At 30.5% G+C, this 25,591-nt stretch carries 23 protein-coding genes, 2 tRNA genes, 1 pseudogene and 1 other annotated feature; of the genes and pseudogenes, 1 reads left to right on the top strand and 25 read right to left on the bottom strand.

The features are described 5' to 3' along the window. From ruvX to mraZ, 19 genes are all read right to left on the bottom strand, one after another. Positions 1-414, bottom strand: coding sequence for a Holliday junction resolvase RuvX (ruvX, locus tag GKG00_RS02370; RefSeq protein ID WP_094205557.1), 414 nt, complete (start codon positions 412-414; stop codon positions 1-3). A 52-nt stretch (positions 415-466) separates the two neighbouring features. Continuing rightward, complete coding sequence (locus GKG00_RS02365) at positions 467-733, bottom strand: IreB family regulatory phosphoprotein (protein WP_094205556.1); 267 nt, start codon at positions 731-733, stop codon at positions 467-469. Between the two features lie 12 nt (positions 734-745). Continuing rightward, the gene (gene alaS / locus GKG00_RS02360) at positions 746-3,367 is read right to left on the bottom strand and encodes an alanine--tRNA ligase (protein WP_094224632.1); all 2,622 of its coding nucleotides are present in this window, start codon (positions 3,365-3,367) and stop codon (positions 746-748) included. Between the two features lie 10 nt (positions 3,368-3,377). Further along, positions 3,378-4,565, bottom strand: coding sequence for an AI-2E family transporter (locus tag GKG00_RS02355; protein ID WP_094203528.1), 1,188 nt, complete (start codon positions 4,563-4,565; stop codon positions 3,378-3,380). Positions 4,566-4,567: 2 nt separating this feature from the next. Then, on the bottom strand, positions 4,568-4,975 hold the full coding sequence (locus GKG00_RS02350; protein ID WP_002839398.1) for an Rrf2 family transcriptional regulator: 408 nt from the start codon (positions 4,973-4,975) through the stop codon (positions 4,568-4,570). A gap of 106 nt (positions 4,976-5,081) precedes the next feature. Then, on the bottom strand, positions 5,082-7,490 hold the full coding sequence (gene leuS / locus GKG00_RS02345; protein ID WP_154254088.1) for a leucine--tRNA ligase: 2,409 nt from the start codon (positions 7,488-7,490) through the stop codon (positions 5,082-5,084). A gap of 37 nt (positions 7,491-7,527) precedes the next feature. Beyond that, positions 7,528-7,708, bottom strand: a binding site (T-box leader). Positions 7,709-7,755: 47 nt separating this feature from the next. Next, positions 7,756-9,141 carry an asparagine--tRNA ligase gene (gene asnS, locus GKG00_RS02340; RefSeq protein ID WP_094203526.1) on the bottom strand — a complete coding sequence of 462 codons (1,386 nt, stop codon included), beginning with the start codon at positions 9,139-9,141 and terminating at the stop codon, positions 7,756-7,758. Further along, a complete protein-coding gene (locus GKG00_RS02335; RefSeq protein ID WP_154254087.1) occupies positions 9,138-10,433 on the bottom strand; it encodes a replication-associated recombination protein A in 1,296 nt (431 codons plus the stop codon). Before GKG00_RS02335 ends, asnS begins: the two co-directional genes overlap by 4 nt. A gap of 93 nt (positions 10,434-10,526) precedes the next feature. Next, complete coding sequence (gene nrdR / locus GKG00_RS02330) at positions 10,527-10,979, bottom strand: transcriptional regulator NrdR (RefSeq protein WP_002836229.1); 453 nt, start codon at positions 10,977-10,979, stop codon at positions 10,527-10,529. Beyond that, the gene (gene ftsZ / locus GKG00_RS02325) at positions 10,979-12,061 is read right to left on the bottom strand and encodes a cell division protein FtsZ (RefSeq protein ID WP_094224593.1); all 1,083 of its coding nucleotides are present in this window, start codon (positions 12,059-12,061) and stop codon (positions 10,979-10,981) included. Before ftsZ ends, nrdR begins: the two co-directional genes overlap by 1 nt. A 332-nt stretch (positions 12,062-12,393) precedes the next feature. Beyond that, on the bottom strand, positions 12,394-13,116 hold the full coding sequence (locus GKG00_RS02320) for an FtsQ-type POTRA domain-containing protein (protein ID WP_110058111.1): 723 nt from the start codon (positions 13,114-13,116) through the stop codon (positions 12,394-12,396). Continuing rightward, positions 13,103-14,215 carry an undecaprenyldiphospho-muramoylpentapeptide beta-N-acetylglucosaminyltransferase gene (gene murG, locus GKG00_RS02315; protein WP_154254086.1) on the bottom strand — a complete coding sequence of 371 codons (1,113 nt, stop codon included), beginning with the start codon at positions 14,213-14,215 and terminating at the stop codon, positions 13,103-13,105. Before murG ends, GKG00_RS02320 begins: the two co-directional genes overlap by 14 nt. Further along, positions 14,212-15,321 carry a putative peptidoglycan glycosyltransferase FtsW gene (locus GKG00_RS02310; protein WP_154254085.1) on the bottom strand — a complete coding sequence of 370 codons (1,110 nt, stop codon included), beginning with the start codon at positions 15,319-15,321 and terminating at the stop codon, positions 14,212-14,214. The genes murG and GKG00_RS02310 overlap by 4 nt, the downstream gene beginning before the upstream one ends. 4 nt (positions 15,322-15,325) lie before the next feature. After that, the gene (gene murD / locus GKG00_RS02305; RefSeq protein WP_154254084.1) at positions 15,326-16,651 is read right to left on the bottom strand and encodes a UDP-N-acetylmuramoyl-L-alanine--D-glutamate ligase; all 1,326 of its coding nucleotides are present in this window, start codon (positions 16,649-16,651) and stop codon (positions 15,326-15,328) included. 7 nt (positions 16,652-16,658) lie between these two features. Beyond that, positions 16,659-17,621, bottom strand: a complete 963-nt coding sequence (gene mraY / locus GKG00_RS02300; protein ID WP_002836221.1) for a phospho-N-acetylmuramoyl-pentapeptide-transferase — start codon at positions 17,619-17,621, stop codon at positions 16,659-16,661. A 78-nt stretch (positions 17,622-17,699) separates the two neighbouring features. Next, complete coding sequence (locus GKG00_RS02295; protein WP_154254083.1) at positions 17,700-19,937, bottom strand: penicillin-binding transpeptidase domain-containing protein; 2,238 nt, start codon at positions 19,935-19,937, stop codon at positions 17,700-17,702. Beyond that, on the bottom strand, positions 19,937-20,326 hold the full coding sequence (locus GKG00_RS02290) for a cell division protein FtsL (RefSeq protein ID WP_094207022.1): 390 nt from the start codon (positions 20,324-20,326) through the stop codon (positions 19,937-19,939). The genes GKG00_RS02295 and GKG00_RS02290 overlap by 1 nt, the downstream gene beginning before the upstream one ends. A gap of 35 nt (positions 20,327-20,361) precedes the next feature. Next, positions 20,362-21,300 carry a 16S rRNA (cytosine(1402)-N(4))-methyltransferase RsmH gene (gene rsmH / locus GKG00_RS02285; protein ID WP_154254081.1) on the bottom strand — a complete coding sequence of 313 codons (939 nt, stop codon included), beginning with the start codon at positions 21,298-21,300 and terminating at the stop codon, positions 20,362-20,364. 7 nt (positions 21,301-21,307) lie between these two features. Then, the gene (mraZ, locus tag GKG00_RS02280) at positions 21,308-21,739 is read right to left on the bottom strand and encodes a division/cell wall cluster transcriptional repressor MraZ (protein WP_035109458.1); all 432 of its coding nucleotides are present in this window, start codon (positions 21,737-21,739) and stop codon (positions 21,308-21,310) included. Between the two features lie 167 nt (positions 21,740-21,906). Between mraZ and GKG00_RS02275 the strand changes: the two genes are divergently transcribed. Beyond that, entirely contained in the window at positions 21,907-22,578 is a 672-nt protein-coding gene (locus tag GKG00_RS02275) for a class A sortase (protein WP_094207020.1), read from the top strand. A gap of 97 nt (positions 22,579-22,675) precedes the next feature. Here the strand turns inward: GKG00_RS02275 and GKG00_RS02270 are convergent, their stop codons facing one another. The 6 genes and pseudogenes from GKG00_RS02270 to GKG00_RS02245 form a co-directional block, all read right to left on the bottom strand. Then, positions 22,676-23,401: an HAD-IB family hydrolase gene (locus GKG00_RS02270; RefSeq protein WP_094207019.1), complete on the bottom strand. Its 726-nt coding sequence runs from the start codon at positions 23,399-23,401 to the stop codon at positions 22,676-22,678. After that, positions 23,401-23,781: a hypothetical protein gene (locus GKG00_RS02265; protein ID WP_154254080.1), complete on the bottom strand. Its 381-nt coding sequence runs from the start codon at positions 23,779-23,781 to the stop codon at positions 23,401-23,403. The genes GKG00_RS02270 and GKG00_RS02265 overlap by 1 nt, the downstream gene beginning before the upstream one ends. A gap of 90 nt (positions 23,782-23,871) precedes the next feature. Further along, a tRNA-Lys gene (locus GKG00_RS02260) sits at positions 23,872-23,947 on the bottom strand. An 18-nt stretch (positions 23,948-23,965) separates the two neighbouring features. Beyond that, positions 23,966-24,041, bottom strand: a tRNA-Lys gene (locus tag GKG00_RS02255). 151 nt (positions 24,042-24,192) lie between these two features. After that, positions 24,193-25,059: pseudogene (locus GKG00_RS02250) on the bottom strand (IS3 family transposase); the annotation flags it as partial. Then, positions 25,050-25,589, bottom strand: coding sequence for a helix-turn-helix domain-containing protein (locus GKG00_RS02245; protein WP_002842148.1), 540 nt, complete (start codon positions 25,587-25,589; stop codon positions 25,050-25,052). The pseudogene GKG00_RS02250 and the gene GKG00_RS02245, both read right to left, overlap by 10 nt. Positions 25,590-25,591 lie beyond the last annotated feature (2 nt).

Below are 25,591 nucleotides of genomic sequence, written 5' to 3'. Positions count from 1 at the left end.
TTATCTTCCCATATCCAAATAAGTTTGCAGAATATAAGTAGCTGCAACACTATCAATTACATCTTTTCTTTTTTTTCTTGAGACATTTTGTTCAATCAATACTCTTGTAGCACTGATTGTTGTAAGTCTCTCGTCAACATATTCAATATCTAGATCAGTGTGTTTCCTTAGTTCTTTTACAAATGTTTTAACTTTTTTAGCTTGAGGGCCAATAGTATTATTCATATTTTTAGGTAGACCTACTATAATTTTACTGACTTCCTTTTCTTTAATTATATCATTTATGATTTCTATGTCTTCAATCTTGCTTTTCCTCTTAATAGTCATCAAAGATTGGGCAGTCAATAAGAATGGATCACTTATAGCGATACCAATAGTTCTATCTCCCACATCAAGTCCAATATATCTTTCCATAATTATTTACATATTTTGAGAGCTGTTACAAGTAACAGCTCTACATTATCCTTTATTTATCTATTTCGTTCAAATAAACTTCTAACATTTCTCCCAATAAATCATCTCGATCTATTTGTCTAATCAAATTTCTCGCATTATTAAAGCTTGTAATGTAAGTAGGATCACCTGATAATATATATCCAATAATTTGATTTTTAGGATCATATCCTTTTTCCTCTAAAGCTTGGTAAACTTTCTTCAAAGTTTCTTTTATTGATTTCTGTTCAAGTTTTGATGCTTCAAATCTAACCGTATGGTTTAAATCCTTACCTTCCATTTTTTGCCTCCTTTAAGCATTAATTTTTGATCTTACTGTTTCAATTCCCTTTTGTAGTGCTTCATCAACTTTAGAGTTATCTTTTGCACCAGCTTGTGCAAAATCTTTACGGCCGCCGCCATTTCCACCGCATACTTTGGCAACTTCTCTTACAATGTCCCCAGCAAATACACCTTTCTTAACTGCTAAGTCCGTAACTAAAGTTATAAATGATACTTTTGATTCATCTGAATTAGCTAGTATTACAACACCATCTTCTAATTTTGATTTAATATTTTCTCCAAAATCCCTAAAAGAATTATTGTCCAACCCACTTAATTCAAATACACAAACTTTTGTGCCGTCAATGTCTACAGCATCCTCAATAACTGAATCAATATTTGAAGATAAATCCTTATTTGTTATATCTTTAAGTTTTTTCTTCAATTCTTTAATTTCTTCAGTGTTCATTTCAATTCTTCTTGTGATTTCATCTTCATTAGATGCCTTTAACGAATGCTTAACAATATCAATCAAACTATCTCTATCTTTTAAATATTTGTACACTGCGCGACCAGTAATTGCTTCAATTCTTCTGACACCTGCAGCTACACTTGATTCAGAAAGTATTTTCAACATTTGAATGTCACTCGTTGTCTTAACGTGAGTTCCTCCACATAATTCTTTAGAATAATCTCCCATTTGAACAACTCTTACAACATCTTGATACTTATCTTCGAAAAGACCTCTAGCTCCAATTGATTGAGATTGTTCTAATGACATTTCATCAATTTTTACAGGAATACCTAAAGCTATTTTTTCATTAACAATTTGTTCAACTTTTTCTAATTGTTCTTTAGTAACTGCTTCAAAATGTGTAATATCAAATCTTAATCTTTCTCCATCAACATAAGAACCAGCTTGATTAACGTGATCTCCTACAACATCCTTTAATGCTTGATGCAATAAGTGTGTAGCGGAGTGATTTTTCATAATATCTCTTCTATTAAGTTCATCTACTTCAATCGTAACTTTATCTCCTACATTTAAGCTTCCTTCGATAACTTTCACGTAATGCAAGAATACTTTCTTTCCAGTTTTTTTCGTGTCGTAAACTTCAGCTTTGAAATTATCATTATAGATAATTCCCTTATCACCTACTTGACCTCCACCTTCTCCATAGAAAGTTGTACGGTCTAATACTATTATACCCATATCTTCAGCATTTAAATTATTATCATTTTCACCGTAGATTTCGATAACTTCACTTTCATCTTCTAAAGAATCATATCCATCAAATTTTGTTTCAGGAAGTCCTTCGCCATATTTTTTGTCAGAAGACCAACCCATGTTAGATTCATTTCTTGATCCTCTAGCTCTTTGTTTTTGTTCGTCCATTAATTTTTTGAATTCATCTTCATCTACAGTTTTGTTGACTTCACCAACCAATTCCTTAGTTAAATCTATAGGGAATCCATAAGTGTCATATAATTTAAATGCATTTTCTCCACTAAACACATCTGATTCAGTTTCTTTTAGCATAGAATCCAAAATACTCAAACCTAAATCCAAAGTTTCTTGGAATTTCTTTTCTTCAGCATTAGCTATTTTTACAATTCTATCTCTTTCATCTTTTAATTCAGGATATCCAGATTCATAAACTCTAATGCAAGAATCTATAACTTTTTCTATAAAACTGTCGTTTATTCCCAATAATTTTCCGTGTCTACAAGCTCTTCTTATAAGTCTTCTTAGTACATATCCTCTTTGCTCATTACTAGGAATTACACCATCATAAATCAAAAATGTCATAGCACGTACGTGGTCAGCAATAATTCTGATTGATACATCATTTTGATGATTTTCTTTGTATTTTACGCCTGAAATTTCTTCAATAGTTTTGATTATATCTTTTACAAGTCCAATTTCAAAAATATTATCAGCATTTTCCAAAACCATTGTAATTCTTTCAAGACCCATACCAGTATCTATGTTTGGATGAGCAATTCTTTCGTATTTTCCGTCAGCGGTTTTGTTGAATTGTGTGAATACCAAATTCCATACTTCCAAGAATCTTTCGCCCTCATCACCTGGTTTTGCATCTTCTCTAGGGTCAAATTCAAATCCTCTATCTACGTGAATTTCAGAACATGGTCCACAAGGTCCTTGATCTAGTTCCCAGAAGTTGTCAGCTTTTCCTAATTTAACAACTCTTTCTGGACTAACTCCTACATCATTTACCCAAATATTATAAGCTTCTTCGTCTTCTTCATATACAGTTATCCACAATATATCTTTTGGTACTTCTAATTCATTTGTCAAGAAGTCCCAAGCCCATGTAATAGCTTCTTTTTTGAAATAATCTCCAAAAGAAAAATTACCAAGCATTTCAAAAAAAGTACCATGTCTTTGAGTTTTCCCTACTTCGTCAATATCAGCTGTTCTGATACATCTTTGTGAAGATGTTGCTCTGTCTTTTTTTAGTTTTTTCTCACCTGTAAAATACTTCTTCAAAGGAGCCATACCAGCATTTATAAGTAGAAGACTTTTATCATCTTGTGGTATAAGAGGAAATGATTTGATCACAAGATGTCCCCTTTCCCCAAAATAATCTAAGAATTTTTTTCTAATTTCATTTAAACCATAATCTTTCATTATAACCTCACTAATTTTTAAAAAACATTTTAATTTTATCCTTAAAATGTAAATATAATATTTTAACTGTAGCAACGAATGGAACTGAAAGAATCATACCTACAACTCCAAACATTCCTCCACCTATAATCAAACTAACAATTACTAACAATGGATTAATTCCAATTTTTGAACCTAATAATTTAGGTGCTAGAATATTATTTTCAACCCATTGAATAGAAACGAACACAATTACTACAACCACCGCTTTTAAAGGGCTGTCCAAAAAAGCCAAGATAAAGGCTGGAGTAACCGCTATAAAAGGACCAATGTATGGAATAATATCACCTACCATAGTAAGTATTCCAATTATTATCGCAAAATCGACTTTCATAATGATTAAGGCAATTGCAGTCAATACTCCCACAAAAATTGCCATAATTAATCTACCACGAATGAATTCACTGTAAGCTTTATCCATATCAGAACAAATACTCAAAAATTTATCTTTATTTTCATTTGGTATGAATCCCATTATAAAGTCAATGCACTTTTCTTTATCTAATAACATATAAAAACTTACAACTGGAACTAAAACAATTCTGAGTAAATTGCTGAATATATTTCCCGTAACATCGCCAGTTTGGGATAATTTGTCCAGTATAGAAGTTTGGATAGTTCCAAGCTTTTGGTTAATTGTTTGCATTGCATTGGACATAATTTTGCTAACGTTAGGATATTCTTTAAATATTTTATTGTTGATAGCATTTAGTTTCACAGAAATATCCGACATAAAGCCAGGTAAGCTTATTATCATTTTTTTAATTTGTTGTATAGTTTGTGGAACGACAATCATCCCCAATAAAATAATCAAGAGGATTACTATAACGTAAATAATTAAAATAGCTATTGACCTTTTAACTCCTTTTTTTTCAATATATTTTACCAAAGGATTTATAATATATGAAAGCACTATTCCTATCAATAAAGTATTAATTGTATGATATATGATTGGATATTTTGAAAATAAAGCTGCAATTCCCAGCAATATAAGTATTAATATGGTAGTCTTTTTTATTTTATGAAAATTAAATACAATTTTGTATTTTTCGTCTACTTTACTATTTCCCACAGTAATTAGAAAATAAGTTCCAAAAACCATGAAAATAATAGTTATAAATATTAATGCATTTCGCAAAAATTCAGAATTAATAAGCATATCTATTTCTCTTTGCTAATTAAATCTTGCAAACTCACGTTTTTTATACTGTTAATCATATCATCATGCATTTGAGTCCAAATAAGCCTAGATGGACAAGTGTCTTCTCTTGAACAAAGTCCTGGAACTACAGAGCATTCTGTCACTCCAAAAAACTCTTCTAAACACTCCAAAATTTCAGCTACTGAAATTTCTTTTGGAGATTTTTTCAATAAATAACCACCTTGCACACCTCTAACGGAAATCACCAAATCTTGTTTTTTCAATTCTCGTATAAGTTGTTCTAAATAATTATTACTAAGTCCTGTGGCTTTAGATATTTCATTTAAACTAACTGGATTATCTCCATATTTTTTGCCTAAATATATCATAGCCGCAAGTCCATATCTTCCTCTCGTAGATAATCTCATAAGCCCTCCTATTTATGATAAATTTTATCATAGTAAAATAGTTGTGTAAATATCCTTTTGCAATAATAATAGTAGATTAAGAAAACTCAATCTACTATTACCAAAATTATTTTACAATTATATTAAAAATTCTACCTTTAACATAAATTTTCTTAACTATGTTTTTGCCTTCAAGATATTTTGCCACAACATCATCAGCAATAGCTTTTTCAAAAACTTCATCTTCAGAAGCATCTCTAGATATTTCTACAGTTGCTCTTAGTTTACCATTTACTTGGATAGGAAGTTCTATTACATCCAAAATAGTTTTCGATTCGTCATATTCTGGCCAACTAGCTTCGTGAACATATCCTTCATATCCCATTCTTTGCCAAATTTCTTCTGTAATATGTGGACAAACTGGATTTAATAATATCAAGAATATCTTGAATTGTTCTTCGGAAATTTTATCTAAGTTGTTGAATTCATTTAATAATGTCATAAGTTGAGCGATTGCAGTGTTAAATTTCAAGTTTTCATAATCTTCTGAAACTTTTTTAATAGTTTGATGAACCAAAGTTTCCATTTTTTCAAAATTAGAATCTCCATCAACTAATTCTTGTGTTCTCCAAACTTTATCCAAGAATTTTCTACAACCTTTAACCCCATTTTCAGACCAAGGAGCTGATTTTTCAAAATCCCCAATGAACATTTCATAGCATCTCAAAGTATCTGCACCAAAATCTCTGACGATATCATCTGGATTTACTACATTACCACGAGACTTACTCATTTTTTCGTTGTTATCACCTAAAATCATTCCATGGCTAGTTCTCTTCATGTATGGTTCTTTTGTAGGAACTACTCCAATATCATACAAAAATTTGTGCCAAAATCTTGAATACAATAAGTGAAGTGTAGTGTGTTCCATTCCACCGTTATACCAATCAACTGGAACATAATAATCTAAGTTTTCTTTACTTGCTATAGCTTCGTCGTTGTGTGTATCAGTATATCTCAAATAATACCAAGAAGACCCTGCCCATTGTGGCATAGTATCAGTTTCTCTTACAGCATCTCTACCGCATTTTGGACATTTTGTATGAACAAATTCATCTATATTAGATAGTGGTGATTCTCCATTATCTGTTGGTTCATAATTATCAACCTTAGGCAATACTAGTGGTAAATCTTTTTCTTCCAAAGGAACCCATCCACAATGTTCGCAATAAACCAATGGAATTGGTTCTCCCCAATATCTTTGTCTAGAAAATACCCAGTCTCTCAATTTGTAGTTCGTTTTCTTGTGACCTATTTCTTTTTCTTCAATGTATTCATACATTTTTTCTTTTGCTTCGTCTACACTCAAACCATTTAAGAATTCAGAATTAATAAGATTTCCTTCGTTTGTTTCGGTGAATGCAGAATTTTCTATGTCGGATCCTTCAATTACAGGAATCATTTCAATGTTGAATTTTTTAGCGAATTCATAGTCTCTTTCATCGTGCGCAGGAACTGCCATAATAGCACCTGTTCCATAAGTCATCAATACATAATCTGATACATAAACAGGAATTTCTTTGTTAGTCAAAGGATTAATCGCTGTTAATCCATCAATTTTATATCCTGTCTTTTCTTTAGATAAATCCGTTCTTTCCAATTCCGATTTCTTAGCAACTTCTTGTCTGTAACTTCTGATTTCTTCGATATTTTTAATTTGATCACTATATTTTTCAATCAAAGGATGATCAACAGAAATAACCATGTAAGTTGCACCAAATATAGTATCTGCTCTTGTTGTAAAAACAGTAATTTTTTCGTCAACTTCTTTTAATGGGAATTTAATTTCTGCACCGTATGATCTTCCAATCCAGTTGATTTGTTGTGATTTTATTCTATCCAAATAATCGACATCTTTTAAATCATCTATAAGTCTATCAGCGTATTCAGTAATCTTAAGCATCCATTGATTCTTAACTTTTCTAATTACTTCTCCGCCACATCTTTCGCAGTGACCGTTAATTACTTCTTCATTTGCAAGTCCTGTTTTACATGAAGGACACCAGTTAATTGGCATTTCCTTTTTGTAAGCAAGTCCTTTTTTAAACATTTGGATGAAAATCCATTGAGTCCATTTATAATAATCTGGGTCTGTTGTATTTATTTCTCTGTCCCAATCAAAAGAAAAACCTATTGATTGCATTTGTCTTTTGAAGTTTTTGATGTTGTTTTCAGTAACAATTTCTGGTCTTATTTTATTTTTAATAGCAAAATTTTCTGTAGGAAGTCCAAATGCATCCCATCCCATTGGATATAAAACATTATATCCTTGCATTCTTCTTTTTCTTGAAACTATGTCCAATGCAGTGTATGGTCTTGGATGACCTACGTGTAGTCCTTGTCCAGATGGATAAGGAAACTCTACTAATGCGTAGAATTTTTCTTTTGACTTGTCATCAGAAGTCTTGAAAGTTTTGTTTTCTTCCCAATATTTTTGCCACTTTTTCTCAATTGAATTCGGATTATATCTATCCATTTTTACCTCCAAATAATAAAAAATTCGCCTCTTACATAGAAGAGACGAAATAAAATTCCGCGGTACCACTCTTATTGGTTAATCCCACTCAAATCTTTAACGCAGATATACGAATATTCTATTAATAAACAAGTTCAATAATCTCAAATATTGATTCGCACCAACCACCAATTCTCTGAAAATTTTTAATTATTTACTACTTTTATTCAAATATTATTATAAAAACTTATTACTATGATATCACATCACAGAATTAAATTCAATATTAGTATTCACAATGTCCAACAGTTCTTGGGAACGGAATGACATCTCTTATGTTTGACATTCCTGTCATATACATTACCATTCTTTCGAAACCTAATCCAAATCCACCGTGTTTTACTCCGCCGTATTTTCTTAAATCAAGATACCATTTGTATTCTTCTTTGTTGAATCCTAATTCATCCATTTTCTTATCTAACAATTCGTATCTTTCTTCCCTTTGGCTTCCACCAATTAATTCACCAATTCCTGGGACTAAAAGGTCTGTTGCTGCAACTGTTTTGTTGTCGTCGTTAAGTCTCATGTAGAACGCCTTGATTTCTTTTGGATAATCAGTAACGAATACTGGACCATCTACAACTTTTTCACTCAAATATTTTTCGTGTTCTGTTTGTAAATCCATTCCCCATTCAACAGGATATTCAAATTTTTCTCCTGATTTTTGTAAAATTTCAACAGCTTCAGTATAAGTTAATTTTTTGAATGATTTATTGGCAACTTTTGTTAATCTTTCAATTAGGTTCTTGTCTACAAAACTGTTGAAGAATTTAATTTCTTCTTCACAATTTTCCATAACATCCTTTATGATATATCTAACCATATCTTCAGCCAAATTGCATACGTCATCCAAGTCAGCAAAACATATTTCAGGTTCCATCATCCAGAATTCTGCAGCATGTCTAGGAGTATTAGAGTGTTCACTTCTGAAAGTTGGTCCAAATGTATACACATTTCTAAATGCTAATGCATAAGCTTCTGCTTGTAATTGACCACTTACTGTTAAGTTAGTAGATTTTGAGAAGAAATCTTGTGAAAAATCAACATTTCCATCGTCATCTTTTGGAATATTATCTAAATCTAATGTTGTAACTCTGAACATTTCTCCAGCACCTTCAGCATCACTGCCTGTTATTATTGGAGTATGAACATATACAAATCCTCTTTCATTAAAGAATTTATGAATAGCAAATGCCAATCTACTTCTAACTCTAAATACAGCATTAAATGTGTTTGTTCTTGGTCTTAAATGTAATATTGTTCTCAAAAATTCAAATGTATGTCTTTTCTTTTGTAGTGGATAATCATCTGTAGATTCCCCTTCTACTATAATTTTTGATGCTTGAATTTCAAATGGTTGTTTAGAATTTGGAGTCAAAACTAATTTACCTACGACAATAATTGCTGAACTTAATTTTAGTTTTTCACTCTTTTCAAAATCTTCATTATCTTTTCCTACTACTATTTGAACTGGATTGAAAAAAGTTCCGTCGTTTAGTTCAATAAAACCAACATTTTTACTGAATCTTGAGTTTTTAATCCAACCTCCAACTTCAACTTCTTTGTCAGAATACTTTTCGTAATCTTTAATCAAATCTCTAATTAATATCATTCTTTACTCCTCGTTTTATTATATATTTTGCTTTCATATCCAATATCTTTTGGATCGTAATATTTTTGATTTTTCAATTCGTCTGGTAAATATTGTTGATATGAATCATCGTTATGTGGATATTTGTATCCAATTCCTCTGTCCAATGATTTTGCCCCACTATAATGCGCGTCTTTTAGATGACTAGGAACATCGTAAATCTTGTTTTGTCGAATATCTTCCAAAGCCTTGTCAATTGCGACATAAGACGTATTAGATTTCTCACTAGATGCAAGATATATTACACCATTCGATAAATTTATCCTACATTCTGGTAATCCTATTAAATTAACTGCGTTGAACACATTAATGGCTACAGTTAAAGCTTCAGGATTTGCCAAACCAATATCTTCTGATGCGAAAATCACCATTCTTCTAGCGATGAATTTGGGATCTTCTCCGCTTTCAATCATTCTTGCTAAGTAATACAAAGCTGCGTCAATATCAGAACCTCTCATAGATTTAATGAATGCCGATATTACATTATAGTGATCTTCTTCTTTGTCATATTTTAACACAGGTTTAAATACTGAATTTTTAATCACATCTTCATCTATGATCAAACATCCATTAACTTGGTCTGTACTTTCGACTGCAATTTCCAAAGCATTCAAGGCACTTCTTGCGTCTCCATTTGCAGAATTTACAAGAACATCAATTGCTTTTTCATCAAATTGAATGTTCATTTCTCTAAGCTTTTTATCTTCTGTAAGCGCATTTTCTATGATATTTCTAATATCTGTATCAGTCAACGGTTTCAACTCGATAATTTGACATCTAGATAAAAGAGCTTTGTTAACTTCAAAGAATGGATTTTCTGTAGTAGCACCTATCAGTGTAATTGTACCGTCTTCAACATATCCAAGCAAAGCATCTTGTTGCGATTTATTAAATCTGTGAATTTCGTCTATAAACAAAACGGTCTTTTTATTATACATACTCAAATTATTTTTAGCTGTTGAAATGACTTCTCTAATATCTTTAACTCCACTAGAAATAGCAGATAATCTTTCGAACAACGAATTAGTTTGGTTCGAAATTATTTCTGCCAAGGTTGTTTTTCCAGTTCCGGGAGGCCCATAAAAAATCATGGAAGGAATTTTATCAGCCTTTATCAACCTATTCAAAAGCTTTCCTTCTCCAACCACATGGGATTGTCCAAAATATTTATCCAAACTTTTAGGTCTGAGTCTATTTGCTAACGGCGAACTATTTTCTTTTTGTAATTGTAAATTATATTCAAATAAATCCAAAATATTTCCCCTTTAACATTTATTTTATTTATATCTTACCACAAAAATTAAATATCGTTAAATAAAAATTAAAGGCCGGATAATTACCCGACCTTATTCATTATCTAATTTTGATATTTCCTCGTTAAAAGATTTAACATCTGTAAATTCTCTATACACAGAAGCAAAACGAATATATGCCACCTTGTCAATCTTCTTAAGCTTTTTCATTATTAATTCACCTATCTCAGATGAATCTACCTCCCTTTTATTGCTATGTGTTAATTCAACTTCTATCTCTTTAGTAGCCTCAAGCAACACTGAATCTGGAACGGGTCTTTTTTCACAAGACTTTTTCATTCCACGATACACTTTATCCCTATCAAAAGCTTCTCTGTTTTTATCTTTTTTTACCACTGTAAGGTTATTAAAATCATATCTTTCATAAGTGGTAAATCTTTTGTGACAAGAAATACATTCTCTCCTTCGTCTAACTATCTTATCATCTTCCGATGCTCTAGTATCTACAACTTTTGTATCAGATGCATTACAGAACGGACATTTCATTAGAATCCTCTTCTCTTCAAGAATGAAGGTATTTCTATATCGTCGTGATCTTTTTCAGAAGTTTCTTCTGATTTTTGAGAAACTGAATCAGTTTTTTTGTTTGATTTTAATTTGTTAGCCATTGGATTGTCAGAATCAAATCCTGTTGCAATAACAGTAATCTTGATGTCATCTCCTAGTGAATCATCGATACCAGCACCAAATATTATATTAGCATCTGGATCTACTTCTTCTCTAATTAATTCTGCAGCTTCATTAACTTCGAATAATCCTAATTCTTTTCCAGTAACGTTAATTAACACAGCTTTTGCTCCACCAATTGATGTTTCTAATAAAGGAGATTTAACTGCAAGTTTAGCAGCTTCCATTGCTCTATTATCTCCGTTTGCTTTACCAATACCCATATGAGCAATACCTTGGTTTAACATAATTGATCTAACATCGGCAAAGTCTAAGTTGATTAAGTTAGGTACAGCGATTAAATCAGAGATACCTTGAATACCATCCATAAGAACTTCGTCAGCCATCATGAAAGCTTCAGACATTGTAGTTCTCTTGTCTGAAATTTGTAACAATTTATCGTTAGGAATAATTACCAAAGTATCAACTTTTCCCTTCAAAGCTTCAATACCTTGTTCAGCTTGCATTTGTCTTTTTCTTCCTTCAAATGTAAATGGTTTTGTTACAACACCAACTGTAAGTATTCCTTTTTCTTTTGCGATTTGTGCAACTATTGGTGCAGCACCAGTACCAGTTCCACCACCCATACCAGCAGTTACAAATACCATGTCTGTTTTGTCAAGTGCTTCTTCGATTTCGTTTCTACTTTCTTCAGCAGCTTTCATACCAACTGCAGGATTAGCTCCGGCTCCCAAACCCTTTGTAATCTTGCTTCCAATTTGCAATTTAGTATTAATATCTAAATTATTTAAAATTTGTTTGTCAGTATTAACTGCAACAAATTCTACACCTTGCAAACCTTCTTCTTTCATTCTCTTTACGGCGTTATTTCCGCCGCCACCAACACCAATTACTTTGATTTTGGCTAAATCATTATCTTCTAGTTCCATATCAAAAGTCATAACATCCTCCTAATTTGTAATTAAAATTCCTTTTAATCTCTTTAACTTAATTATACTACAAGTTCAACAATATTTTTAATGACATTTAGCGTTTTTTCACTTCTCATTTGTTTTGTACTTGTAGTATAATCTTTATTGTATTTAATTATTTTCAGCTACATTTAGCTATTTTGCTTTGTATCTATAACATTTTTAAAGTTTATTGCTTTTTCTTTGAGTGTGATGTAATTTTTAAATCATAAAACTAATAATACACTAATGTATTATAAATACACCATATTTTTTATGCATCTTATAAAATCTTTTTTACAAAGCAAGCTCCAAAACTGTAATTACTCAGTTTGTTCTGGATTTTCTTTTATCAAAAATGGTTTTTGAGGATCTTTAGTATCTAGCATTTTTGTGTTTATACTTTTAGTACTAATTTCTTTTAAAATCTTCGAAATATTATTTGATTTCTTTTCTGAGTCATTTAAATCTCCAAAAAAGACTTTTATTTCATTTTTTGTAACCATTGTTATATCGTTCGAATTTACCACATTAATCTCTGTTAATTGTTCCAAAATTTTGTGTGTATAAAGGTTATTCAAAAATTCATGAAATTTTTCGTCCGATTTTAAATTACTAATTTTTGACAGATTCTCATTTGCTCCAACAATTTTAACAATTTTTGAAAAGTCTATTCTATCTTTGTTCTTTACAATTTTATAATCCGAATCTACGAAAAATTTATCTTTTCCAACTTCAAAATAACAAATATCCTTTGCCTCTTCCACTGTTATTTCAATAGTATTTGGATAAATTTTCTTGATATTTGCATTTCTAATATAAATATCTTTATTAATCTTTTCCTGTAATTTTTTCTTATTAAATCTAAAAATATTTTCTCCTAATGAGTAATTAGCATAATTTTGTATTTCAGATATTTTTACCATTTTATTGTTTTTAACTGTGATTTTTTTTATTGAAAAATAGTCAAGTGTAGCACATAAATACGCTATGAGTCCAATCAATAGCGATATTGCTACAATAATTACTACTCTATGCTTTCTCATCTTGTTCTACCAATCTGTAAAGTTCATCTACAATATCTTTACAAGCAGTTGGATAAGACATTTTCTTCGAGTTTTCTGATAGTTCTTGTAACAATTTATCATCACTTAGTATTTCATTTATTCGATCAAATAGCGTATTAGCATTCACGTCTTTTTCCAATATAACCTTACTTGCTCCTATTTTTTCAAATGCTCTTGCGTTGTGTTCTTGATGATTTTCTGTTGTATATGCTTTTGGAACAAGTATTGACGCTTTACCCAAGAAGGATAGTTCAGCTAGTGTTATAGCCCCACTACTTGTAACGATCAAATCAGACACAGAATAAGCTTTATCTATGTCATCTATATATGGATAGATGTGTAAATTTCTAATGTCATTTCCTGATTTTTGTATAAACTCATCGTAATTTAATTTACCTGTAGCCAAAATTACTTCAAATTTATCTTGATTAGATATTTTATCAACCATATCAAGTGTTGCTTTGTTTAATATTTCAGAACCATTTGATCCGCCAAATATGAATACAACTTTTTTATTATCCGATATTTTGTATTGTTCAATTGCTACATCTTTATTTTTTTCAATATCAGTAAATCTATTTCTGATTGGGTTGCCCGTTACCACTGCTTTTTCTTGATTTTTAAAGTATTTAATAGATTCTTCAAATGTTACAAAATATCTGTCTACATATCTTGATAGTATCCTATTAGTTACTCCAGGGAAGCTATTTTGTTCGTGAAAAGCTACCTTTGCTTTAGTTTTAGTAGCTTTATATAAAATTGGACCACTCACATATCCACCAGTTCCAATAACAAGATCTGGTTTAAAATCTTTAAGAATTTTGTTTGCTTCTTTTAATCCTTTGAATAATTCTTTCAAAGCTTTAAAAGAATTCGCATTTATTTTTCTAGGGATTCCTCTAACATGTATAGTTTTAAAATCTATTCCGAGTTTTGGAACAATACTACTTTCCAATCCTTTTTCGGTTCCTACATAAAGTATTTTATTGTTTTCATCTCTTTTTTTTAATTCTTCAATTAATGAAATGGCTGGATATATATGTCCACCAGTTCCGCCGCCAGATACTATTATATTCATTGTCTCTCCTCTTCATTGTTTCTGTCTACATTTAAAATTATTCCTACTAATGCCAACATAATCATCAACGATGTTCCACCGTAAGATATAAACGGTAACGTCAATCCTGTTGGTGGAATTAATCCTGTAACCACTGTCATATTAACATAAGCTTGTATTCCTATTACGAAAAGTATTCCAGAAACCAATAATCTTGAATAGATATATTTTGTTTTCATCGCTATTCTAATTCCAAAAACTAGGAATGCAAAGTAAGCAATAATTAAAATCAAAGCTCCCAAAAATCCAAATTCTTCACAAATAATCGCAAAGATAAAATCGTTATGAGCTTGTGACAAATACAAAAATTTCTGTTTACTCATGCCCAATCCGCTTCCCAGAAAACTACCGTTAGATACAGCAGCTAATGATTGGGATAATTGCCATCCCTGATCTTCTAAATTTCCCAACGGATCAATAAAAGCTATAATCCTGTCAATTCTACTGTATCCTATTTTTACTTTAAATATCGCTACGTATCCAAAAACAAGAGCAGTTATAAATGTAGACACAATATATCTAATATTTAAACCACTTACCATAAATACGCAAAAAACACTTCCTATGATTACTATTGCTGTTGATAAATCGGGCTGGATAAATACAACACCTCCTGATATCGCAACTAATATAATCATTCTCAAAAATCCTTCTTTGAAGGTTTTAATTTTATTGATATTTTGTGATACAATAGCCGCTGCTAAGTTAATCGATGCAAATTTAAGAATATCCGATGGCATAAAGCTAAATGATTTAATCTTGATCCAACGTTTTGCGTAATTTATTTCTTTTCCCAACGGTGTAAAAACAAGCATACACAATAAAATTGCAAAAACAAATATCCACAATGCGTTTTTTTTGTAATTGTCATTATCAAATACACTAGTAAATTTCATGAAAATAAAACCTAGCAATGCAAAAATTCCTTGTCTTAGGCCATAATAATACCAAGCTCTATGTTCACTAACTGCCGTTGGCCAACTTGAGCTTAATACCATAATTATTCCAAAAATTGTCAGGAAAATTGTTATATACAAGATACCTTTCCCATCTTTTGAAAGTTTCATGCTTCTATCCTCGCAAATTGTTCACTAATTCCTTAAATTCGTTTCCTCTTTCTTCATAGTTATTGTACATTCCCCAACTTGCACTAGCTGGAGAAAGTAGCACCACGTCTCCTCTTTGAGCTATTTTATTAGCTTGAGTAATCGCTTGTTTCATATCATCTACTAAAAATATATTTTCAAATCTATATTCTCTTGCTTTTTTTTCGAACAACTCTCTAGTTTGCCCCATTAAAATCAATGCTTTAAACTTGTTCTTACCAGCTATAAAAAAATTATCCAAGCTTACTTTTTTGTCGTATCCACCAGCTAGTATAATAACATTCTTATCAAAAGATTCTATTGCTTTAACACTTGCATCAACATTGGTTCCCTTAGAATCGTTGTAGTATTTTACTCCCGATAATTCTCTTACAAATTCTAGCCTATGTTCTACACCAGAAAAACTCATTAAAGTTTGTCTGATACTATCATCATTAATACCTATCAGCTTTGCTAAAGTAACACAGAATAGAACATTTTGATAATTATGATAGCCTATTAATTTAACATCTTTTAAGTCAATTATTTTGTTGCAATCTGAATCAGAAAAATATATTGAATCGTCTTTGATGAATGAACCTTTTTTCACATCGGTTGAAGTAGACACATCATATACATTTGATTTTGTAAAATTTTTGCATTCTTCGTAGTATTCATCATCAACATTAAGTACCGTGTAACAATTATGGTCTTGATTCTTTAATACATTCATTTTCGCGTTTACATAATTTTGCATACTTCCGTGCCAATCAATATGATCTGGGGTAATATTGATTATGCAAGAATATTGTGGTTTAAAGTTTTTCGTACTTTCTAGTTGGAAGCTTGAACATTCAATAACAAAATATGTGTCTTTGTCGCTGTTGTAGATTTCCCACAACATTCCTACCCCAATATTTCCTATCGAAATAGCTTTTCTTCCTGAATCATTCAACATTTTAGTCATCAACGAAGTTGTAGTTGTTTTTCCATTCGTGCCAGTAATTGCTACAATTTTAATATCTTCAAAAATTCTTTGCGCCAATTCCAAATCACTAACAACTTCGATATTTAATTCATTAGCCTTTAATATCACTGGATTATCCATTCTAATGCCCGGACTTTTTAAAATAATATCGTAATTATCAATAGTATCTATAGATTCTATTTGAGCGTCTAATTCCTTTAATATTTTTGTTTTTTCTTCGTCAATATTATCATCGATAGCTCCCAAATCATATCCTTTTAATTTTAATGTTTTTAGAGCTGATATTCCTGTTCTAGCTAATCCAAATACTAATATTTTTTCCATAATTTACCTACAATATATCTATTAGTGTAATTAAACTTGTAATTACTGATACAACCATAAAAGTTGATACTATTTTTTGTTCTTTGTAGCCTTTTAATTCATAATGATGATGAATAGGGCTCATCAAAAATACTCTTTTTTTGTTTCTCAATTTGTAGCTTGTCATTTGAATTATTACAGATAATACTTCAATCATGTACACAAATCCTAAAATGATTAAGTACAAACTTAAGCCGTACATAGCCATAATCATTACCAAAGCGCCACCTATAGCCATAGATCCTGTATCACCCATAAAAACTTTAGCTGGATTTGAATTATACACCAAAAATCCCAATAGACTTCCTGCAAAGATAATACTGAATATACTAGCTGTCGAATTTAAGTTATACAAAATAATACTTGTAGCAATAAACACAGGAATTGATACAGAAGTTGCAAGTCCGTCTAATCCATCAGTAAGATTAGTAGCATTAGATGTTCCCATCATTACGAAAATCAAGAATGGATAAGTTATTATTCCAAAATCTACTGTTTTATGGAAGAAAGGAATGACTTGTTTTGTGAAATTCGGATTCACTTGTTTTATCAAAAAACAAGCTATGATGGAAAACAAAAGTTGTAACACAAGTTTTTGTTTTTCGTTTAATCCTAATGAACGCTTCATTACTAATTTCATGAAGTCATCTATAAAGCCAATTGCTCCAAATGCAAGCATTCCATATATCGCCAACAAAACTTCACTATTAAATAATCTAAATACAATCACCGTAATCAACGTAGATATTATAAATATAATACCTCCCATAGTTGGTGTTCCAGCTTTCGAATAGTGTGATTTGGGGCCGTCATCTCTGATTTCTTGACCAATATGTTTTTGTCTTAAAATCTTGATTATAAACTTTCCTAATATCAATGAAATTACAATTGATAATAACATCGACATTAAAATTTCACTTTTAAAATTCATATTTATCTCCTTAAATAATGAACACTAATTATGTCCAATTTTATACCTCATAAGTATTTATTATACCACACGAAAAAATTATTCTTCAGTATTTTTCTCTTGTTCAGTATAAATTTTAATGTAAGATTTTGGATCCATCAATTTGTTTTCTTCAGGATCAGTTTTTACTACTTTACCTTTTTTACCATTTTTGATTTCGATATTTTTAATACCGTATTTTTCTAAAGTATCTACAGCATCTTCAACTGTGAATCCTACTATTTCAGGAATTCTAATCATTGAGTCCTCAACACTTCCTGTTGTAAGTTCAATTATATCTCCCTTATTCACTTTAGAATATGCAGCTGTTTCTTGAGATTTTACAATTGAATTTAAATTCGAATTTGAATTTGTAACCTTAGACTTTAAGCCCAATGAATTCAACTTATCAACAGCTAACTTCAATGTTAGCCCTTCTAATTCTGGAACAGTAACCTTATCTGAATCGTCAGAATCCAGTCTAGTTTTATTTATTCTCTTATATTCAATAATTCTTGAAAAAATCTTACCTGCAGAAGGTGCACATACAGCACTTCCTCCGTTTTTTCTTTGAGGCTCATCTACTACGATTAAAACAGTGTATTCTGGATGATCTGTTGGAAAAGATCCAAAAAATGAAGCAGTAGTTTTGTCGTCGGTGTATTTACCGTCTTCGATTTTTATACTTGTTCCAGTTTTACCACCTATACCAAATCCTTGAATTGAAGCTTTTTTACCACTTCCATCATCTACAACTCCCTGCAACATTTTATTGATTTGTTTTGAAGATTGTGCAGAAATTATTTGTCTTTTGACTTTTGGCTGAACTTTTTCTATCTTTTTTGTCTCCTTTGAAATAAATTCCTTAGCAACATGTGGTTCTATCAACATTCCACCATTCACTATTGAGTTTAAAGCTGTTATCATTCGAATTGGCGTTGCCGAAATACCGTGACCATAAGAAAGTGTAGCAAGTCTTGCTGCATCTATATCTTTCACACTTTTCGGAGCTATTCCCAATTCTTCAGCCGGTAAATCAATATCTGTTTTTTGATTAAACCCAAAACCATTTACGTATTTTTGCATATTAGCTTTTCCCAAATCTCTGCCAATATTTACATATGCAATATTGCAAGAATTGTTAAAAGCTTCTTGAAAAGTTTCGTCACCATGAGGATTCCAATATCTTTCGCATCTTATAACAACGCCTGGAATATCCCTGATAAATCCATTACAAAAATAATGTGATTCTTGTGTTGCAGTGTGCTCTTCAGTTGCAGCCGCACTAGTTATAGTTTTAAATACACTTCCAGGCTCATAAGTCCATGAAGTTGCTTTGTTTTCCCACATATCAAAATAAAATTTACTGATTTTATCTTCATCATTTTCTTTTTTCAAATCATTTAATTCATTTATTTGATCTTTTAAAAGCGGAGTTTTAGGATCATTGGGATTAAAAATAGGATAAGACCCCATACCCAAAACATCTCCATTATTTGGGTTCATAACGATTATCGTCGCAGATTTTGGTTTAAAATTATTCTCTATGTCTTTTAAACTATCTTCTACGAATCCTTGGATAGTACTATCTATAGTTGTTTTTAAATCATATCCATTTTCTGGATTTATTATCACAGAACTATCATCAGATAAATCAATAGATCTATTAACTGAACTGTTCAGAATTCTTTTTCCGGGTTTCCCTTTTAATTTAGCATTATAAAAGCTCTCCAACCCAACAACGCCATCATTATTTACATTTGTAAATCCTAAAACTTGAGCTAACATTTCCTTGTTTGGATAATACCTCTTTTTCTCAGAAACGATGCTAATAAATTTCTGATTACTAATAGGTAGTTTTTTTATGTTTTCTATTTCTGTTTTTGATAATGAAGGTTTAACTAGAACTGTTTTCTTTTTATCTAAAACTTTTCTCAATTCTTCAGGTTTCATACTTAAAGTTTTTCCTAAGGAATCAATTAAGTTTGATTTCGATTGATCGTTTAGATAAGTAGCATTTACATACAAATTATTTGATACCACATTATCTGCCAATGTCTCTCCATTTGTATCTAATATTTTCCCTCTTTCAGCATCAATATTAATAGTATTGGTGCTTTGTTTTGCCGATAGTTTTCGGTATTTATCTCCGGCAGGAGTCAATTGTAAATAAATCAGTTTACCAACTATTAATAATACAATAATTGTCAATATACAAAATAAAACTACAATACGAGAATTGTAGTTTTTATTGAAATTTTTATTGATTTTTCCTTTGCTTAAATTGCGCCTTCTCATTATTTTTCCTCTAATTTTAAGTACATAATTTGAGCATTTTCAGGAAATTGCATACCCAAATTATTTTTTGCTATTTCTTCAATATTTTTACTAGTTAATTTACTTTCTATATGAGATTTTATCACATCTCGGTTGCCTTCTGTAAGCATTACCTGATCTTTTACTTCTTTTAATTCACTGGACATACTTTGAATCTTAGAATAACGATTCATAACCAAAATGGATAAACAAATAACCACGCATATCATTACTTTATTAAAAGTAGAAAAAAGATTTGTTTTTCTACTAGGTCTATTTAATTTTTTTGTTTGTTCAATTTTTTTTACTTCAAATTCTTTTTTTTCTACATACTGTGGAAAAACTTCGATTTTTCTTTGTGCATTACCCATTTTTGTCTCCATTTATTAATCAAATCATATAATTATCAAATAATCTTTTCAGCAACTCTCAATTTTGCACTTCTAGCCCTAGAATTTTGTTTTAATTCTTCTGGTGAAGGCTCTATCGGTTTTCTAGTAATAATCTTAATTTCAGGCTTATGATTGCAAACACATACCGGAATTTCTGGAGGACAAATACAACCTTTTTGTCTTTGTTTAAAAATATCTTTACAAATTTTATCCTCCAAAGAATGAAACGTTATTATGCAAATTCTACCTTCAGGATTCAATAAATCTATGCAATCTCCAACTGCTTGTTCTAAAACGTCTAATTCTTTATTAACTTCAATCCTAATTGCTTGAAAAGTTTTCTTTGCACTGTGGCCTTTTTGATTCATTCTTACTTTTTTAGGAATCGCTTTTTCGATGACTTCCACTAATTCGAAAGTAGTATTAATAGGTTTAATTTCCCTTTCATTGCATATAAACTGAGCAATTCTTTTCGCCCATTTTTCTTCTGAATATTTGAAAATAATATTTTCCAAATCCTCTTGTGAATAAGTGTTGACGATATCCTTGGCGCTAACTGGATTAGTTTGATCCATTCTCATATCCAAAACCGCATCATGCATATAAGAAAAACCTCTACTATCTTCATCGATTTGATAAGAGCTAACACCTATATCCATTAAAATTCCATCAACTTTTTCAATTCCTATATTTTGTAAATCGCTTTTAATATTTTTAAAATTATCCTTTATAAAGATAACCTTATCTCCATATACCTTTAAGCGTTCTTTTGCTACTGTTAATGCGTCTTCATCTTGATCAAAGCAAATTAGCTTACCATTCCCAATTCTTTTTGCAATTTCTCTGGAATGTCCAGCGCCTCCAACAGTGCAATCCACATAAACTTTTCCGTCTCTAATATTCAAATTTTCGATGCATTCATTTAATAAAATTGGCACATGTTTGAATTCCATAATTCACCTACAAATCAAGATCATTTAAATCATCAGCTAAATCGTCATAGTTTAGTGAAGAGTCATTAGAATATTGTTCCCATTTTTCTTTATCCCATATTTCAATACGATTGGATACTCCAATAATAGCAACTTCTTTTTTGATATCTGCATAGTTTCTCAAGGATTGTGGAATCAAAAATCTTCCTTGTTTATCAATTTCTTGATTACTAGCACCAGCAAAAAACACTCTTGAAAACGCTCTTGCTTGTCTTCTAGTTAATGACAATTTATTAAGCTTTTCTGTCATTTGGATAAAAGCAGATACCGGATATACGAAAAGACATTCATCCATACCTTTTGTAATGTAGAATTCTTCTCCTATTTCATCCCTAAACTTTGAGGGCATAATAACGCGACCTTTTGAGTCAATATTATGAAAATATTCGTTAATAAACATTTTTCCCTCCACTTTGTTCCACTTTCATTCCACTACAATAATAATATCTTTAATATATGATGCTTTCAATGTTTTTATACGTTCTGAATATACGTTCTTTTCGATATTTACTTAAATTTAAATATATGTTAAAATACTCTACGTAATAAAAATTAAAGAGGATGAATATGAGAAAGAAATTTGGAATTTTTTTAATGACGATAGGTATTCTACTATTTGCTTTGTATTTTGCAGCAAGATTAATACCTAACTATTATAGTGAAAATGATATAAGTAAAGATATATCATCCACAGAAATGGAACAAAACAATAAAAAGGAATTCAAAAACGACTTTGACGCTGTAAACTCCATTAGCACAACTACATCGTTGTTTAATTTTACAGCTATAAGCGGAGAAAATGTTATTGGACAAATTATTATCCCTGATTATAATTTGAGTTTACCTATTCATCGTGGAGTAACTGATGAACACTTGTTAAGTGGTGCAGCTACAATGAAAGAAGACCAAAAAATGGGAGAAAAAAATTACACACTAACAGGTCATTACATGAAAAGAAATGGCTCTTTATTTAGTAAAGTGTATGATTTAACTAAAGGTACCAAAGTTTACATTACCGATAAGAAGAACATCTACGAATATGAAATCGTAGATAGAAAAGTTACTGACTCATATGCATTTTATATGTTAGAAGACGACAGAATTGAAAAATATGATAATAAACCTATTCTTTCTTTGATGACATGTGATATGCCAAATGATCCTAATAACAGAGTATTCCAAATAGGAAAACTTGTTAGATCATTTAAATACGACAAAAATTATTTCAAACAAAATTAGGATAAAAATTTAGACCACAGATTAAATTCAAAATTTTCTGTGGTCTTTTCATATAAAAAACTCTCCTCACAACTGTAAAGAGAGTCTGTTATGCTTTTTAAATATCCAAAATTTTACCATTTTTAGGAAATTCGTATATTACATCTTTTCTTTCAATGATTATTTTGGTTTTTTCATTTATTTTTTCGTTAGCTCTTATTAGTTCAAATAACTCTTTGGTAGGATTAATCGCTGTTGGTTTTCCCATCATATTAATCATAGAAAAATCACCCGAAGTATCACCGTAACAGTATGAATTATCGACATCAATTTCATAACGTTCAACAATTTCATCGATCACAGTCTTTTTACTATTTTTATCCCACATTGGAACCACTTCTCCAGTGTACATTCCTGAATTTTTCAAATACAAGGATGCTCTGTATTCAGTTACTCCATAGCTCTCAGCCATTTCTTTTACTAAAAAGTCCGGGCTTCCTGAAATAAAGAATATCAGATGATTATTTTCTTTGTGAAATTTAATCATCTCACGAGTATATCTGTAAACTTTCTCTTTAACTTGGCTGATTACTTGATTTGATATATATTCATTGAACTCACTACTAAATCCTTTGAGCTTATATTTATAGACATCAACCAATTGATTGAGATACTCATCATAGTCAATTTTTCTTTTTTCGTATTTTTGGTATGCTGGATAAACTTTTTCGTAGTATAATTTTTGATCTATTATTTCAAAATTAACCAATTTTTTGAAATGTTCAATCATTAGTGAATCTCTGGCAATTGTTCCATCAATATCAAAAAACGCGCCTATTTTCATTATTTTGTACTCCTAGATTCTTCAACTAATCTGTCAAATTTTTCGATTATATTACGAAATTCTAAGCTTTTTTTCTTTTCAGGTATAGGTTTTATGATATCCAAAATCAAAGAATATGCTAAGCAAATTACAGCCGACGCAAATGTAAAAGTAAACATCATTAACAAAGTGAGTCCAAACTTACTTAAAATCGACAACATCGACATTACAAAAAGAATAGCTGATAAAATAAAAATAGCAGTTGTGAATATATATTTTTTTTGTTTATTGTGTAATTTATTATGTAAAATATGCACTATAATCATTAATAAAACTACAAATACGAAAAATAAAAAAGTAAAACCTTTGTACTTCCATACTACAGATAATATTGATTTCATGTTCGTCCTCCTTTTTTTATTATATCATATATATTGAACTTTTAATTTAATTTTCTAAAATAAAAAAATCCGAGTCAATCCCGGATTAGATGGTGCGCCTTCAGGGACTCGAACCCTGGGCCCACTGATTAAGAGTCAGTTGCTCTACCAACTGAGCTAAAAGCGCATATTAAATTTAAAAAAGTGGTGCGCCTTCAGGGACTCGAACCCTGGGCCCACTGATTAAGAGTCAGTTGCTCTACCAACTGAGCTAAAGGCGCATATATTTACCACAACAATAATATTATACACTATTTTAAGAATTTGTAAAGAGTTTTAAATATTTTTCAAATTCAAATTATTGTAATAATGTAAAAAGAAGCAGATAAATTTTGAGCTGAACCCGTAAACACGGAATAATTTAATAATATTTTAAGCGGAATGTAATCTGTACATAACAGGGGACATTCCGTTTAATTTTGTTTTAATCCTATCTTCATTGTACCATTTAATATATTTTTCAATCTCATTTTTCAAATGATCATAACTATTAAAATTTTCTCCATAATACATTTCCTGTTTCAAGATTCCAAAGAAGTTTTCCATTGGAGAATTGTCTAGACAATTGCCTTTTCTTGACATACTTTGCCTAATATTCATTTTTTCTAGTTTTTTAGTCCATGAACTATGTTGGTAACGGAATCCTTGGTCTGAGTGTATAGTTAAATCTTTAATGTCTTTATTTTCTTCTAGTGCTTTTTCTAGCATTTCATTGGTTAATTTAGTTGTTGGGTGATTGCTTAGTGTGTAGCTAATTATTTCGCTGTTGTATAGGTCTAGTATTGGTGATAGATAGAGTTTTTCTTCTTTGCCTCTCAATCTAAATTCTGTTACATCTGTTAACCATAATTGATTTGGTTTAGTAGCGCTAAATTGTCTTCTTACTACACTATCTGCTACTTTGCCTATTTGTCCCTTGTATGATGAGTATTTTCTTGATCTAGTTTTGAATTTAGTACATAGCAAGGATTCTTCTCTCATTATTCTTAATACTCTTTTATGGTTGATATTAAAGCCTTTATTTTTTAATACCATAGTTACTCTTCTGTAGCCATATCTACCTTTTGATTCATCTACTATGGTTTTAATTTCATTTTTAACTTCTTTGTCTTTGTCTGTTGGATTTTCTAATTTTATCTTCCATTCATAGTAGGATGATTTTGGTAACTTAGCTATTTCTATCCATTCACTTACCTTGCTTTTTGGATATTCTTTTTGTAGTTTAAGGATTATCTTTGTCTTTTCCTTGCTTCTGCTTCCTCTTCCAGTAGCAAGGCTTGTAGCTTTTTTTCGTAGATTATCTTCATTTTGAGAAGTCTATTTTCTTCTCTTAATCTTATTAATTCTTCTCTTTCAGTTTCGCTTATTGGAATATTAAGTTTAGATTTTTTATTTGATTTGGTCATTTCTTTTTTAGGCCTTCCTCTGTTATCTTCTAGCCCAGATAGACCTCGTTCTTGATAAGCTTTCTCCCATCTGTACACCATAGATCCATTTACAAGATTGAAATGATCTGCAGTCTCTCTAAGCGAAGTATTATTGATCTGCCTATATTGTATTACAGATAGCTTAAATTCACTAGTGTAATTATTGTTTTTTAACTTTTTTGATAAGTTATCAAAGCCTTTAGATTTATATTGGTTTATCCATAGCTCTAACGTGCTTTTAGGAATGCTATATATTTTAGCTATTGATTTGATTCCACCTGATTCACCTGATAAGTATTCTAGTACTAATTTTATTTTAAATTCTTTTGTATATTTTGGCATAC

Source organism: Finegoldia sp. BIOML-A1, from assembly GCF_009678325.1.
In the GTDB taxonomy this organism is placed as follows: Bacteria; Bacillota; Clostridia; order Tissierellales; family Peptoniphilaceae; genus Finegoldia; species Finegoldia magna.
The sequence above is the reverse complement of the archived record's forward strand: the minus strand, read 5'-3'. Positions and strand labels throughout refer to the sequence as shown.